This window comes from Brevundimonas sp. (assembly GCF_029945885.1).
Taxonomy (GTDB): domain Bacteria; phylum Pseudomonadota; class Alphaproteobacteria; order Caulobacterales; family Caulobacteraceae; genus Brevundimonas.
The window spans coordinates 307,105-321,745 of the sequence record NZ_JAQSDK010000002.1; the positions used below are offsets into that span (position 1 = coordinate 307,105).

At 68.1% G+C, this 14,641-nt stretch carries 15 protein-coding genes; 12 read left to right on the top strand and 3 right to left on the bottom strand.

What is annotated here, in order from left to right; translation table 11 throughout:
- Window positions 1-37 precede the first annotated feature (37 nt).
- Window positions 38-1,027, top strand: a complete 990-nt coding sequence (locus PSV00_RS01955; protein ID WP_300444141.1) for an aldo/keto reductase — start codon at window positions 38-40, stop codon at window positions 1,025-1,027.
- 132 nt (window positions 1,028-1,159) lie between these two features.
- Here the strand turns inward: PSV00_RS01955 and ligA are convergent, their stop codons facing one another.
- The gene (gene ligA, locus PSV00_RS01960; RefSeq protein ID WP_300444143.1) at window positions 1,160-3,499 is read right to left on the bottom strand and encodes an NAD-dependent DNA ligase LigA; all 2,340 of its coding nucleotides are present in this window, start codon (window positions 3,497-3,499) and stop codon (window positions 1,160-1,162) included.
- A 161-nt stretch (window positions 3,500-3,660) separates the two neighbouring features.
- Between ligA and PSV00_RS01965 the strand changes: the two genes are divergently transcribed.
- The 3 genes from PSV00_RS01965 (at window position 3,661) to PSV00_RS01975 (ending at window position 5,849) form a co-directional block, all read left to right on the top strand.
- Complete coding sequence (locus tag PSV00_RS01965; protein ID WP_300444144.1) at window positions 3,661-4,632, top strand: M28 family peptidase; 972 nt, start codon at window positions 3,661-3,663, stop codon at window positions 4,630-4,632.
- Window positions 4,633-4,695: 63 nt separating this feature from the next.
- Entirely contained in the window at window positions 4,696-5,319 is a 624-nt protein-coding gene (locus PSV00_RS01970) for an isoprenylcysteine carboxylmethyltransferase family protein (protein WP_300444146.1), read from the top strand.
- Between the two features lie 8 nt (window positions 5,320-5,327).
- On the top strand, window positions 5,328-5,849 hold the full coding sequence (locus tag PSV00_RS01975; protein WP_300444148.1) for a hypothetical protein: 522 nt from the start codon (window positions 5,328-5,330) through the stop codon (window positions 5,847-5,849).
- Between the two features lie 18 nt (window positions 5,850-5,867).
- Here PSV00_RS01975 and PSV00_RS01980 read toward each other — a convergent pair whose 3' ends face one another.
- A complete protein-coding gene (locus tag PSV00_RS01980; RefSeq protein WP_300444150.1) occupies window positions 5,868-6,317 on the bottom strand; it encodes a peptidylprolyl isomerase in 450 nt (149 codons plus the stop codon).
- A 66-nt stretch (window positions 6,318-6,383) separates the two neighbouring features.
- On the opposite strand from PSV00_RS01980, the gene PSV00_RS01985 reads away from it, so the two are divergent.
- The gene (locus PSV00_RS01985; RefSeq protein ID WP_300444151.1) at window positions 6,384-7,106 is read left to right on the top strand and encodes an RlmE family RNA methyltransferase; all 723 of its coding nucleotides are present in this window, start codon (window positions 6,384-6,386) and stop codon (window positions 7,104-7,106) included.
- Here PSV00_RS01985 and PSV00_RS01990 read toward each other — a convergent pair.
- The gene (locus PSV00_RS01990) at window positions 7,103-7,663 is read right to left on the bottom strand and encodes a DUF2061 domain-containing protein (RefSeq protein ID WP_300444153.1); all 561 of its coding nucleotides are present in this window, start codon (window positions 7,661-7,663) and stop codon (window positions 7,103-7,105) included. The genes PSV00_RS01985 and PSV00_RS01990 overlap by 4 nt on opposite strands.
- Window positions 7,664-7,793: 130 nt before the next feature.
- Here PSV00_RS01990 and guaB point away from each other — a divergent pair, with 130 nt between their 5' ends.
- The 7 genes from guaB (at window position 7,794) to PSV00_RS02025 (ending at window position 14,625) form a co-directional block, all read left to right on the top strand.
- Window positions 7,794-9,254, top strand: a complete 1,461-nt coding sequence (guaB, locus tag PSV00_RS01995; RefSeq protein ID WP_300444155.1) for an IMP dehydrogenase — start codon at window positions 7,794-7,796, stop codon at window positions 9,252-9,254.
- A gap of 4 nt (window positions 9,255-9,258) precedes the next feature.
- Entirely contained in the window at window positions 9,259-9,666 is a 408-nt protein-coding gene (locus tag PSV00_RS02000; protein WP_300444157.1) for an MAPEG family protein, read from the top strand.
- Between the two features lie 9 nt (window positions 9,667-9,675).
- A complete protein-coding gene (locus PSV00_RS02005) occupies window positions 9,676-10,977 on the top strand; it encodes an RsmB/NOP family class I SAM-dependent RNA methyltransferase (protein ID WP_300444159.1) in 1,302 nt (433 codons plus the stop codon).
- Window positions 10,974-11,633, top strand: a complete 660-nt coding sequence (locus PSV00_RS02010; protein WP_300444161.1) for a 5'-methylthioadenosine/S-adenosylhomocysteine nucleosidase — start codon at window positions 10,974-10,976, stop codon at window positions 11,631-11,633. Before PSV00_RS02005 ends, PSV00_RS02010 begins: the two co-directional genes overlap by 4 nt.
- Window positions 11,630-13,189 (top strand): glutamine-hydrolyzing GMP synthase, encoded by a 1,560-nt coding sequence (gene guaA / locus PSV00_RS02015; protein WP_300444164.1) that lies wholly within the window; start codon window positions 11,630-11,632, stop codon window positions 13,187-13,189. Before PSV00_RS02010 ends, guaA begins: the two co-directional genes overlap by 4 nt.
- A gap of 50 nt (window positions 13,190-13,239) precedes the next feature.
- Window positions 13,240-13,443 carry a hypothetical protein gene (locus tag PSV00_RS02020; RefSeq protein WP_300444166.1) on the top strand — a complete coding sequence of 68 codons (204 nt, stop codon included), beginning with the start codon at window positions 13,240-13,242 and terminating at the stop codon, window positions 13,441-13,443.
- Between the two features lie 96 nt (window positions 13,444-13,539).
- Window positions 13,540-14,625 carry a histidine kinase dimerization/phosphoacceptor domain -containing protein gene (locus PSV00_RS02025; protein ID WP_300444169.1) on the top strand — a complete coding sequence of 362 codons (1,086 nt, stop codon included), beginning with the start codon at window positions 13,540-13,542 and terminating at the stop codon, window positions 14,623-14,625.
- The last annotated feature ends 16 nt before the right edge of the window (window positions 14,626-14,641 follow it).

The following is a 14,641-nucleotide window of genomic DNA, read 5'->3' on the forward strand; positions in this document are numbered from 1 at the left end:
ACCGACCTGTGGGGCTGGCCCCCACAGGAGTTCGCCCATGAAGACCCGCACGCTCGGCCCCAAGGGCCCCGAAGTCTCGGCCATCGGTCTGGGCTGTATGGGCATGGCGGCCTTCTACGGCCAGGGCTCGGACGAGGCCCAGGCGACGGCGGTGATCCACCGCGCGCTCGATCTGGGCATCACCCTGTTCGACACGGCCGAGATGTACGGCCCCCACACCAATGAGATCCAGTTGGGCAAGGCCCTGGCCGGCAAGCGGGACCAGGCCTTCGTCGCCACCAAATTCGGCATCGGCTACAATGCCGACCGCACCGCGCTGAAGGTCGACGGTTCGCCGGCCAATGTGCGTCGCGCCATCGAGGGCAGCCTCAAGCGGCTGAACATGGATCACGTCGATCTCTACTATCTGCACCGGGTCGATCCCGACACGCCGATCGAGGAGACGGTCGGGGCGATGGCCGAGCTGGTCACCGAGGGCAAGGTCCGCTTCCTCGGCCTGTCCGAGGCCGCGCCGGCCACGCTGCGCAAGGCCCACGCCACCCATCCGATCACCGCGCTCCAGACCGAGTATTCGCTATGGAGCCGCGATCCCGAGGACGAGATCCTGGCCGCCTGCGAAGAGCTGGGCATCGGCTTCGTGCCCTACAGTCCGCTGGGGCGGGGTTTCCTCAGCGGCGCGATCCGCTCGATCGACGATCTGGAAGAGGGCGATTTCCGGCGTTCCAACCCGCGCTTCATGGGCGAGAATTTCCAGAAGAACCTGGACCTGGTCGAGGCGGTGAAGACCCTCGCCGCCGAACGCGGGGCCACGGCGGCCCAGTTGGCCCTGGCCTGGGTCCTGCAGCGTGGCGAGCATCTGGTGCCCATCCCCGGCACGCGCCGGATCGCCACCCTGGAAGAGAATGCCGCCGCCGCTGACCTGGTGTTGACGGCGGGTGAACTGGCCGCGCTGGAGGCGATCTTCCCGCGGGGGGCGGCTGTAGGCCATCGCTATGCCGAGGCCGCCCGCAACGCCCTGAACCGGTGATCTGTCTTCTCCCTGTCGCGAAGCGACGGGGAGGGGGACCGCGAAGCGGTGGAGGGGTAGCCTGCCCCTCCGTCATGGCGCGAAGCCGCGCCATGCCACCTCCCCATTCGCTTCGCGAACCGGGAGGAGACGCTAGGTTCCAATCAGCGCCAGCCACTCGTCCTCGGTCAGGACCGTCACGCCGTGCTTTATGGCATCGGCCATCTTGGATCCGGCTCCCGGGCCGGCGACCAGATAGTCGGTCTTTTTCGACACCGAGCCCGAGACTTTTGCCCCGAGGGATTCGGCCCGGGCCTTGGCCTCGTCGCGGGTGAACCGTTCCAGGGCTCCGGTGAAGACCACGGTCTTGCCGGCGACGGGCGTGTCCGACTTCGGCTTCTCCGCGTCCTCGATCCGGTCCAGCTCGGCCACCAGGGCGTCGACCATGGCGCGGTTGTGGGGCTCGCGGAAGAACAGGGCCAGGGCGCGGGCCGCGACCGGGCCGACGCCGGACACGCCGGCGATCATCCCCAGGGCCGGGGAGGGGCCTTCCTGGCGCGCGATACTGGCCAGTCGGGCCAGGCCAGCCCAGTCATCGGCCAGCCCTGCCAGGGCGCGACGCGCCGGGCTGGCCAGGCCGGGGAAGGCGAGGCTGATCTTCATGTCCATGAGCGCGTCGGGCCACGGATCGCTGGCCCGGGACGGGGCCTCGGCCAGCAGCGTCAGCACCCGGGCCGAGACGCCGGGCGTGTCGGCCAGGGCGACCCAGGCGTCACCGGGCAGGCCGGTCGAGGCGGCGACGCAGGCGGCCTCGAACGCGGTCCAGCTTTCGAAGGCCCGGGCCAGCACCAGTGAGGTCTGTTCGCCGATGTCGCGCACCCCCAGGCCATAGATGAACCGGTCCAGGCTGATGGTCCGTCGCGCGTCGATGCCGGCGACCAGATTGGCGACACTGGTCTCGCCATAGCCGTCCTCGGTACGCAGCACGTCGAGCTTTGCAGCGTCGCGGGCCAGCAGGAAAATATCGGCCGGTTCGCGGATCCAGCCGCGCTCCACGAAGCCGATAAGGTGTTTTTCTCCCAGACCTTCAATGTCGAAGGCGCGGCGGCTGACAAAATGCTTCAGGTGTTCGATGCGCTGGAACGGACAGGCCAGCTCTCCGGTGCAGCGCTGCACCACGCTCTCCTCGCCGGAGGCATTGGTCTCCTTGACCAGGGCTGTTTTCAGGGGGCAGGCGCAGGTCACCGGAAACACATAGGCCGGTCCGCGATCGGGGCGGTCGCCGTCGAGCACGCCGACGATCTGCGGGATCACGTCGCCGGCGCGCTGCACGGTCACGGTGTCGCCGATGCGCACGTCCTTGCGGGCGATCTCGTCAGCATTGTGCAGGGTGGCGTTGCGGACGACCACGCCGCCGACAGTGACCGGATGCAGCCGCGCCACCGGGGTGTGCGAGCCGGTGCGGCCGACCTGGATGTCGATGCCTTCCAGCACCGTGGTCGCCTGTTCGGCCGGGAATTTGTGGGCGATGGCCCAGCGCGGGCTGCGGGCGACGAAGCCCAGTCGCGCCTGCAGGTCGAGCCGGTCGACCTTGTAGACCACGCCGTCGATGTCATAGCCGAGCCGCGCCCGGTCGCGTTCCAGCCCGCGATAGACGTCCAGCAGGCCGGCCACGTCCTTGACCTGTTGCGAGCGGTCGTTGACGACGAAGCCCCAGTCGCCCAGCCGCGCCATCGCCTCATGCTGGGTCGCGGCGAACGGGGCCGAGGTCTCGCCCCAGGCATAGGCGAAAAAGCGCAGCGGCCGCTGGGCCGTAATGGCGGGGTCCTTCTGGCGCAGCGAGCCGGCGGCGAAATTGCGGGGATTGGCATAGGTGCGACGACCGGCCGCCTCGGCTGCGGCATTGAAGGCGTCGAAGTCGGCGTCCGGGGCATAGACCTCACCGCGCACCTCAATCACGTCGGGCCAGCCGCTGCCGGCGAGTTGCTGCGGAATATCGGCGATGGTGCGCAGATTGGCGGTGACATCCTCGCCGGTGCGGCCGTCGCCCCGGGTCGCCCCGACCACCAGGACGCCGTGCTCATAGCGCAGGCTGGCCGACAGGCCGTCGATCTTGGGCTCGGCGACAAAGGTGACCGGCTCGGTGGCCGGCAGGTTGAGAAAGCGGCGGACCCGGGCGACGAAATCGGTGACCTCGCCGTCGTCAAAGGCATTGTCCAGCGACAGCATCGGCACGCCGTGGCGCACCTCGGCGAACTGGGTCGAGGCCGGGGCCCCGACGGTCCGCGACGGCGTGCCGGTCCCGCTGAGGGCCGGGAACCGCGTCTCGATCGCCAGGGCCCGGCGCTTCAGGGCATCATAGTCGGCGTCGCTGATCTGCGGCGCGTCCTCGGTGAAATACAGGGCGTCGTGACGGGCGATCTCGGTCGCCAGCCGGTCCAGCTCGGCCCGGGCCTGGTCTTCGGTCAGCTGGTCGACGGGGGGCAGGGCCATGGGAATCGCGCGGGGTCCGGAAGGAGATTCTTTCTAGCACCCTGACGCCGGGGCGCGAGACCAGCACTCAGTCATCGGCAGCGATTGCGGTCATGACAGGAAGTTAATCTGACGCGGGTGCCCGGGCTCGCTAGCGTGACGGACGATCTTCCGGAGCCGTCATGCGTCTGTCCCGCCTTTCCCGTCCGCTGGTGCCGTTCGCGGCCGCCGCCCTGTTGTCCGCCTGTTCGCTGATGGGCGGCACCGGGGAGGGGGCTCCGGCTTCGGTCGCGGCTCCGTCTGCCGACCAGGTCCAGTTGCTGGAGGACGTCCGCATCCTGTCGGCTGACGACATGGAGGGTCGCGACACCGGCGCGCCGGGGGGTGAGCGGGCCCGCGCCTATATCGTGTCGCGTCTGGAGGCCCTCGGTGTCGCCGCGCCCGGCATGGGCCGGCTGCAGCCGTTCGAGGCTCGGGGCCGCACGCGCGAGGGGATCAAGACCTTCAACGGCACCAACATCATCGGCCAGATTCCCGGTACCCGGGTTGGCGGTCGCTATATCGTGGTCACCGCCCATTATGACCATGTCGGGGTCAATGACGGACAGGTCTTCAACGGGGCCGACGACAATGCCTCGGGCGTCGCCACCATGCTGGCCCTGGCGGCCGAGCTGAAGCGGCGGCCCCCTGAACACAGTGTGTTGTTCGTGGCCCTCGACGGTGAGGAGCGCGGCCTGCTGGGGGCCACCCATTTCGTCGAGGCCCCGCCCGTGCCGCTGGAGTCGATCAGCCTGAACCTGAATTTCGACATGACCGCCCGGGCCGAGACCGACGGCAAGCTGTGGGTCACAGGCACCTGGCAGAACCCGACCCTGCGGCCGGTTCTGGAACCGATTCCCGCCGACGGCGCGGTGGCCCTGGCCTTCGGCAAGGACACGCCGCAGGACACCGGCGAGGACAATTGGGTCGAGGCCTCGGACCATGCGGCCTTCTATCGCGCCGGCATCCCGTTCCTGTATCTCGGGGTCAACTACCACCCCGACTATCACCGGCCCACGGACGACTTCGAGCGCATCACCCCCTCGGTTTTCATCAGCGCCACCGACCTGTCGATCGCCGCCTTCCATGCGCTGGATCACGCCCTGGATCGGTAATTGCCCTGTTGCACATGTGGCCATTCCGGTTCATCCGGGGGGCAGTGTGGCGGGGAAGTATCGATGATGGCGACGAAGGGTCTGGACCTGCGAAAGGTTCAGTTGATTCGCAAGGCGGTTCTGCTGGTCGGGATTGTCGGCCTGCTGGGACTGGCGGCCGTAACCGGCTCGATCGGCGGCGACACCCTCGCGCACGAAGGGCTGGAAGCCTTCGGCCTGCTGTTGATCGTGGTCTGCATCGTCGGCCGGGCCTGGTGCTCCCTCTATATCGGCGGCCGCAAGAAGGCCGAGATCGTCGATCGCGGTCCCTATTCGATCAGCCGTAACCCCCTCTATGTCTTCAGTTTCATGGGGGCCTTCGGCATGGGTGCCCAGTCGGGCAGCGTCACCATCGCCGTCCTGTTTCTGGTGGTCACCTACCTTGTCTTCCGCGCGACGGTGATGCGGGAAGAGGCCTGGCTGGCCGGTGAATTCGGCGCGCCCTACAAGGCCTATATGGCGCGGACCCCGCGCTTCTGGCCCAATTTCTCGCGCTGGCAGGACGAGGCCACCCTCGAGATTCGCCCGACCTTCTTCCTGACCACCCTGCGGGACGGTGCGGTCATGCTGCTGGCCGTGCCCCTGTTCGAGTGGATCGAGAAGAGCCAGAGCGCCGGCTGGCTGGCGACCCTGATCCACCTGCCCTGAGCTGAACGATGCCTCCGATCCGGTCCTTTGCAGTCGTCGGGGTTGTGCTGCTGGCGGCGGTCGCCGGCTGTGACCGGCCGGTCGAGCGGCCAGGGGAGCCGGTGGCCTCCGCCTCCTTCAGCCACGACATCCGTGCGGACCAGTCCGGCTATTACCAGCCGCTGACCCCGGTCCGGTCCGGCGACTGGACCCTGAGTCATCTGTTCATAGGCCAGGACGTGGCCTTCGTCGCCTGGGAGGGTGGCGAGCGAATCGGCGGGCTGGCCCCGGTCACACTGGAATTCGAGGACAGGGACGGGACCCGGGTTCGGGTCGTTCCCGCCCGCTATACGGTTACCGACAGCCGGGTCAGTTTCGCGGGTCGATCGCCGGACCTGGGTGAGGTCGCCTTCGACGGCCGTCTCGACCCCGAGGCCCTGGCCACCGCCCGACGCAATCTCGGCGACCAGGGCGCGGTCGTGACCGGCACCCTGAAGATCGGCGGCCGGACCATCAGCGGGGTTCGCTTCCGCTGGTGGGCGGGGGACTGAGCCCCCGCCGTTTTCAGATCAGCTGACCGTCGCCTTGACGATCTTGCCCGGCGCGCGGGGCGGCTCGCCCTTGGGCAGGGCGTCGACGTGATCCATGCCTTCGATGACCTCGCCCCAGACGGTGTACTGGCCGTCGAGGAAGGAGGCGTCGTCCAGGCAGATGAAGAACTGGCTGTTGGCGCTGTTGGGATCGGAGGTCCGGGCCATCGAGCAGACGCCGCGGGCATGCTTCTCTTTCGAGAACTCGGCCTTCAGGTTCGGCTTGCTGGAACCCGAGGTGCCGGTGCCGGTCGGATCGCCGCCCTGGGCCATGAAGCCCGGGATCACGCGGTGGAAGACGACGCCGTCATAAAAGCCTTCCTGGGCCAGCTCGGAAATGCGCGCGACATGGCCGGGGGCCAGGTCGGGGCGCAGTTTGATGACCACGCCACCAGTGTCGAGAGTCAGGGTCAGGGTTTGATCGGCCATCGGCACGCTCCATTTGATTATGCGCGGGACATAGCCCGCAAACGTCGTGGGGGCTATGTGGGAACGATGAGTGAAGACGAAAAGCCCGCCGACAAGCCGCCCGAACGCCGCCGCATGGTGAAATTGCCTACGGGCGGGACCGCGGCCGGTCGCAGCATGGGCACGAAAATGAAGACGGCCGACGACAAGTCGATGTCGAGCCAGCAATGGATCAAGCGTCAGCTGTCGGACAAATGGTCTGTGCGCGCCCGGGCCGAGGGCTACCGCAGCCGCGCGGCCTTCAAGCTGATCGGGATCGATGACCGCTTCAAACTGATCCGCAAGGGCAGCCGGGTCATCGACCTGGGCGCGGCCCCCGGCGGCTGGGTCCAGGTGGCCCTGGCGCGCGGCGCGGCGGCCGTGGTCGGCGTCGACCTGCTGATGATCGAGCCGATTCCCGGGGCGATCCTGCTGCAGGCCGACTTCACCCATCCGGGTGTGGACGAGGAGATGATCGAACTGCTGGGCGGCGCGCCCGACCTGGTGCTGTCCGACATGGCCCACAATACCGTCGGCCACCGCCAGACCGATCACCTGAAGATCATCGCCCTGATCGAGATCGCCGCCGATTTCGCCATTCGCACCCTGAAGCCCGGCGGGCATTTCGTGACCAAGAATTTCCAGGGCGGTGACGGCGGCGGGGTGCTGGCCCGGCTGCGCGAGGAGTTCGAGACGGTCAAATACGTCAAGCCCGAAGCGAGTCGGAAGGACAGTGCCGAGGTCTTCCTGGTGGCGATGAACAAGCGCTAGGCGGCGCTGGAGAGGTCCGGTGTCCCGTGCGAGGACCGGCCCCGGCGCGCCTCGATCCGCGACCATATCCGGTCATGCAGGGTGAAGAAGACGGTCTGCACCAGCGGCTCGATGGTGCCGATGGCGAGGGCGATGCGCCAGTCGCGGGTCAGGGCGAAGGCCACGGTGACGGCGACCATGAAATGCATCAGCCCATAGGTCACCGTCTTTAGGGCCACCTGTTTCAGCGTGCGGGGCAGGGCGTGGCTGTGGCCGGCGTGGCCGTGGGCCCGAACCTGTTCCTGCGGGGCCATCAGCGCCAGACGGGCGGTAAAGGCCTCGGACGCCTCTTCCAGCCGCGACAGCTGCCGCCGGCGCTCGATCCGGTGCCAGACCCGGTCGTGGACCGAATAGGCGATGGTCTGGAAAAACGGCTCGACCACCCCGACCGCCAGGGCCAGACGCCAGTCGCGCGTGATGGCCAGGGCCACCAGCACGGCGACCACCAGATGCATCACGCCATAGCTCGCGATCTTGAGCGCGAGACGGCGGGCAGTGGTGATTATTATGCGAACCATTCTTAACTGGATGTGGGGGCGCGACCGCACGGCGCAAGCCATCGACCGCTAATGTAACGATAGATCGCGTGAGCCCTTGCGGTTCCGGGGGCATGACCGCTATACGCGGCCCGCAAAACGGAGACTCCTCATGGAGATACGCGAAGGGCTTACCTTCGACGATGTTTTGCTTGAACCCGGCCCGTCGGAGGTCATGCCTGCAGAGGCTGACGTCCGCACCCGCCTGACTCGCAACATCAGTCTGAACATCCCGCTGACCTCGTCGGCGATGGACACGGTGACCGAGAGCCGGCTGGCCATTGCCATGGCGCAGAGCGGCGGCCTCGGTGTGCTTCACCGCAATCTGACGGTCGAGGAACAGGCCGACCAGGTGCGCGAAGTGAAGCGCTACGAGAGCGGTATGGTCATCAATCCGGTGACCATCCATCCGGACACGACCCTGGGTCAGGTCCGCGAGATCGTGGCCCGGCGCAAGATCAGCGGCTTCCCGGTCGTCGATCCGGTCACGGGTCGTCTGGTCGGCATCCTGACCAACCGCGACATTCGCTTCGACACCGATCCGAACCGCAAGGCCGCGGAGCTGATGACGACCGGCGATCTGATCACCGTGCGCGAAGGCGCGGGCCGGGACGAGGCCCGGGCCCTGCTGCGCGATCGCAAGATCGAGCGGGTCATCGTCGTCGACGAGGCCTATCGCGCCACCGGCCTGATCACGATGAAGGACATCGAGAAGGCCCAGGCCCATCCCCACGCCGCCAAGGACGAGGAGGGTCGACTGCTGGTCGGAGCCGCCTCGACCGTCGGTGACGCCGGGTTTGAACGCTCGATGGCCCTGGCCGAGGCCGGGGTCGACGTGGTCGTCATCGACACCGCCCACGGCCATTCGATCCAGGTGTCGCGCGCCGTCGAACGGGTCAAGCGCGAGTCGAACCGCATCCAGGTCGTCGCCGGCAATGTCGCCACCTATGAGGCCGCCCGCGCCCTGATCGACGCCGGGGCTGACGCCATCAAGGTCGGTATCGGCCCGGGCAGTATCTGCACCACCCGCATCGTCGCCGGTGTGGGCGTGCCCCAGCTGACCGCCATCATGGAGGCGGCCCGTGCCGCCCGCGAGTCGGGCGTGCCGATCATCGCTGACGGCGGCATCAAATATTCCGGCGACCTGGCCAAGGCCATCGCCGCCGGGGCCAGTGTGGCCATGATGGGCTCGATGTTCGCCGGGACCGACGAAGCGCCGGGCGAGGTCTTCCTGTACCAGGGCCGGACCTACAAGACCTACCGCGGCATGGGCTCGGTCGGGGCCATGGCCCGCGGCTCGGCGGATCGCTATTTCCAGAAGGAAGTGGAGGACTCGCAGAAGCTGGTGCCCGAGGGCATCGAGGGCCAGACGCCCTACAAGGGGCCGATCGGTCCGGTTCTGCACCAGATGGTCGGGGGGCTGCGCGCCGCCATGGGCTATGTCGGGGCCGCCACCATCGCCGACTTCCAGGCGCGGGCCAAATTCGTCCGTATCACCGGGGCCGGCCTGCGCGAGAGCCATGTTCACGACGTGATGATCACCCGCGAAGCGCCGAACTACCGGCAGGGATAGGAGCATGACCATGCAGATGACGCCCGAATTCATGACCCTAGCCGGGGTGCTGATCCTGGCCCTGGTGCAGATCCTGCTGGCCGCCTCGGCGCGCACGGCCGAACTGGGGCTGAAATGGAATGCCGGACCCCGCGACAGCGAAACGCCGGCTCCCGGCAAGCTGGCCGGGCGTCTGCTGCGGGCCCAGGCCAATCTGTTCGAAACCCTGCCGATCTTCATCGCCGCCATCCTTATGGCGCAGATGACGGCCAGGGACGGGACCGGCCTGACCCTGATCGGCAGCCATCTCTATCTGTTGGGCCGTCTGCTCTATCTGCCGCTCTACGCCCTCGGCGTCGCCTATATCCGCAGCCTGGCCTGGATCGCCTCCCTGGTCGGCCTGGTGATGCTCATCGCCGCCCTCTTTGTTTGAAAGCCTGATTTGACCCCCGCCGCACGCCTCACCGCCGCCGCCTCCGTTCTCGACAGCATCGCCCAGGGCCGCTCACCGGCCGAGGTCGTGCTCAAGGCCTGGGGGCAGGCCAACCGCTATGCCGGGTCGGGCGACCGCCGGGCTGTGGCCGAGCGGGTCTATGACGTGCTGCGCAGCCGCGCGCGGATGGTCTGGACCATGGGCGGGCGCGAGGACGGCCGGGCGCTGGTGATTGCCTCCCTGTCGGTGCTGGATGGCCTGACCCTGGAAGAGATCGAGGCCCTGCACAGTGGCGACGGCTATGGCCCGCGCCCGCTGTCGAAACAGGAACGCGCCCGCCTGGCGGCCGTGCCCGGCGACATGCCCGAGGGGGTCGCCGCCGGTGTGCCCGAGTTCGTGGTCGAGGACTTCAAGATCACCTTTGGCGATCGCTGGTTCGAGGAGGCGAACGCCCTGATGGACCGCGCGCCCGTCGACCTGCGCGTCAACGGGGCCCTGACCACGGTCGAGGCCGTGATCGCCGAACTGCGCGACGCCGGCCTGCAGCCGACCCGCACCCCCTGGTCGACCTGGGGCCTGCGCCTGTCGTCGGATCCGGCACCGAACGTTCTGGCCCTGGATGCCTTCCAGTCGGGTCGGGTCGAAATCCAGGATGAAGGCAGCCAGTTGGTCTGCTGGCTGGCCGGGGCCGCGCCCGGACTGACCGTGGTCGACTATTGCGCCGGTGGCGGCGGCAAGACCGTCGGTCTGGCCCAGACCATGGGCGGGCAGGGCAATCTGATCGGCTGTGACGTGGTGCAGAAGCGGCTGGACAACATCCGTCCGCGCCTGGCCCGGGCCGGGGTCGAGGCCGACCTGCGCCTGCTGGGTCAGAACGGCGGCGGGGTCGAGGACCTGAACGGCAAGGCCAATCTGGTCTTCGTCGACGCCCCCTGCAGCGGCACCGGGACCTGGCGCCGCCGTCCCGAGGACGCCTGGCGGATGAAGGTCGAGGAGGTCGAGCGCATGAACGCCCTTCAGACCCGCATCCTGGCCCAGGCCGTGCGTCTGGTGCGGCCCGGCGGCCGTCTGGCCTATGTCACCTGTTCGATGCTGCGCGGCGAGAACGAGGCCACGATGGACGGCTTCGAGGAAGATCACCCCGGCTTCCGTCCGGTGCCGATCGCCCGTCTGCTCGACGCGCCCGGCCTGACTCCGGCCGGCCGCGCCCGCCTGGCCGAACTCTCTGACGGCGGCAACCGCCTGCGCCTGTCGCCGGCCTCGACCGGGACCGACGGCTTCTTCTTCGCCCTGTTCGAGCGCCAGAGGTGACCCCGGACTGGAGCCTCACCCGCTTCGGTCCGCTGACGGCCCTGTGTGTCATGGCTGCCGCGCCCGAATACGGCCCGGCGCTGCAGGCCCGCATCCAGCCCCTGATCACCGGCGTCGGCCCGATTGAGGCGGCCGCGGCGACGGCCCATGCCCTGGCCGGACTGGCGGTGGCCGGAACCCTGCCTGACATCATCGTCTCGCTGGGATCGGCCGGGTCGCGCACCCTCGACCACGCCCGGGTCTATCGCATCAGCCAGGTCAGCTATCGCGACATGGACGCCAGCCCCCTGGGCTTTCCGAAGGGCGAGACGCCCTATCCGCGATTGCCCGCCATCCTGCCTCTGGCCGAAGGGCCGGCCGCCCTGGCCTCCGTCCGCCTGTCCAGCGGCGGCGGGGTCGTCTCCGGCCTCGCCTATGACGGCATCGACGCCGACATGGTCGACATGGAGACCTTCGCCGTGGTCCGCGCCGCCGCCCGTTTCTGCCTGCCGGTGATCGGTCTGCGCGGTGTCAGTGACGGGCGCACCGACCTGTCCGCCCTTGAACACTGGACCGACGCCCTGGCCGAGATCGACCAGCGACTGGCCGAGGCCCTCGACCTGCTGCCCGACCATTTCTCCCTGACCTCGCCGATCCTGCAGACGGAGCCCGCATGACCCCGCAAAACCACCAGAAGGTCCTGATCGTCGACTTCGGCAGCCAGGTGACCCAGCTGATCGCCCGCCGCCTGCGCGAGGCCAATGTCTATTGCGAGATCCATCCCTACGCCAAGGCGGAGGCCGCCCTGGCCGCCATGAGCCCGGCGGCCATCATCCTGTCGGGCGGACCCGAGAGCGTGCACGAGGCGGGCAGCCCCCGGGCCCCGCAGGGGGTGTTCGAGGCCGGAGTCCCGGTGCTGGGCATCTGCTACGGCGAGATGACGATGTGCGAACAGCTGGGCGGCAAGGTCGAGGGCGGCCATCATCGCGAATTCGGCCGGGCCGAGATCACCGTGCAGACGGAGTCCCCCTTGCTGGCCGGCCTCGCCGCGGTCGGCGAGGACGAGACCGTCTGGATGAGCCACGGCGACAAGATCGTCGCCATCCCCGAGGGGTTTGCGGCCGTGGCCACCTCGGCCGGCTCGCCCTATGCGGTGATCGCCGACGAGGCGCGCCGCTTCTACGGCGTCCAGTTCCACCCCGAGGTGATGCACACCCCGCGCGGCCACCAGATGCTGAAGAATTTCACCCATGGGATCGCGGGCCTGACCGGCGACTGGACCATGGCTGCCTATCGCGACGAGAAGATCGCCCAGATCCGCGAACAGGTCGGATCGGCCAGGGTCGTCTGCGGCCTGTCGGGCGGGGTCGATTCCTCGGTGGCCGCCGTGCTGATCCATGAGGCGATCGGCGACCAGCTGACCTGTGTCTTCGTCGACACCGGCCTGCTGCGTCAGGACGAGGCGACCCAGGTCACCACCCTGTTCCGTGAACACCATAACATCCCGCTGGTCCACGTTGATGCGTCGAAGGAATTCCTCGGCGAGCTGGCCGGGGTTTCGGACCCCGAGACCAAGCGCAAGATCATCGGCCGGGTCTTCATCGAGATCTTTGACCGCGAGGCCGGCAAGATCGACGGGGCCGAATTCCTCGCCCAGGGCACCCTGTATCCCGACGTGATCGAGAGCGTGTCCTCGTCCAGCGGCAAGGCCCATGTGATCAAGAGCCACCACAATGTCGGCGGCCTGCCGGACTTCATGAAGCTGAAGCTGGTCGAGCCGCTGCGGGAACTGTTCAAGGACGAGGTCCGGGCGCTGGGTCGCGAACTGGGGCTGACCGATGCCTTCGTCGGCCGCCATCCGTTCCCGGGGCCGGGCCTGGCCATCCGCATCCCCGGCGAGATCACGCCCGAGGCCGTGGCCACCCTGCAGCAGGCCGACGCCATCTATCTGGACGAGATCCGCAAGGCCGGCCTGTACGACAGTATCTGGCAGGCCTTCGCCGTGCTGCTGCCGGTCAAGACCGTCGGGGTGATGGGCGACGCCCGCACCTATGAAAAGGTGCTGGCCCTGCGCGCGGTCAGCTCGACCGACGGCATGACCGCCGACTTCTATGAATTCCCCTGGGCCGTGCTGGGCAAATGCGCGACCCGGATCGTCAACGAGGTCCGTGGCGTCAATCGCGTCGTCTATGACGTGACCAGCAAGCCCCCGGGCACCATCGAGTGGGAGTAGGGGCGGGGCCGTCGCGCACCGATCCCTTTGCCATCCGCCAGGACACTGACATGACCGATCCCACCGACAGCGACCAGACGCCCGTCACCGACCCCGTGGATGCCGTCCCGGTCGAGACCCCGGTTCAGCGCGCCCTGCGACTCAAACAGGCGAAGATCGACGCCCGCCCCAAGGCCCCCCGCGGCGGGCGCTTCCAGCGCGAGCAGTCGGCCAGTATCGCCTCCGGAAAGTCCAAGCCCTGGATGCAGCGCTAGGGTCGGGATCCCGTCGTCCGGGCGTCGCGATGTTGACGGGCCGGTGCTGCTGTCTGCTATTAGACCCCGACGTCAGTGGGGCAAGGTCGCGTGTAAATGACAGATGAGGCCCCCGGGGTGGCGGACGAAATTCTTGACACCCCGCACCTTGCCGATGCGCTGGAAAGCGACCGGTTCAAACAGTTCCTCGACCATATTCCGATCGCGGTGGCCGTGGCGGAGCTCCATCCTTCGGAATGTATCACCTACGCCAATCTGGAGTTCGAGCGGCTGACCGGACAGCCGGCGGCCGAGTTGCAGGGGCGGCCCTGGGACACGCTGACGGCCATATCGACCGTGGCGGGCGACGACGGTGAGCTCAGCGACGCCATCACCGACAAGGACGACTATGTCGGCGCGTTCGAGCTCGTTCACCAGGGCGAACGCGTGGTCATCGACGCCTGGTCCAATGTCATCCATGACGACGAGGGTCGGCCGATGTTCCGGCTGGTGGCGCTGGCCTCCGGCGGAGGCCGCGAACGTGCGGACCTCGACGACCTGCAGATGCGGCTCCAGGAAAAGGACACCCTGCTGCTGGAACTGCAGCACCGGGTGAAGAACAATCTGCAGATGGTCACCGCCCTGATCCGGCTGGAGGCCCGCAATATTCCTGATGACGCGACGGGCAAGCGGTTCGACCGGCTGGCCGGCCGCATCGAGGCCCTGGCGCTGCTGTATCGGTCCCTCTCGAAAGACGAGCTGGGCGAGACCGTCGATCTGGGGGTCTATCTCAGCCAGATCGCCTCGGCCGTGATGCAGGCCCATGCGGTCGAGGGCATTCACCTCGACCTGCAGGTCGACACCTGGCCGGTCTCGGTCAATGTCGCCATGCCCGCCGGTCTGGTGGTCAACGAACTGCTGACCAACGCCCTGAAGCACGCCTTCACCGGTCGCGACGGCGGCACCATCACCCTGCACAGCCTGGTCGATGAGACGGGTTGCCGGGTGATGATTTCCGATGACGGGGTCGGCCTGCCCGAGGGCACGGAATGGCCCAAGCGCGGCAAGCTGGGCGCGCTGATCGTCCAGTCCCTGCGTCAGAACGCCAGGGCCCGGCTGGAGGTCGAATCAACACCGGACCAGGGCATGCGCGTGACCATCTTCTTTGCCCGGGCCTCCGCCGGTCCCGAGGTCGCGGAGTGATGGACGGTACCGCGAC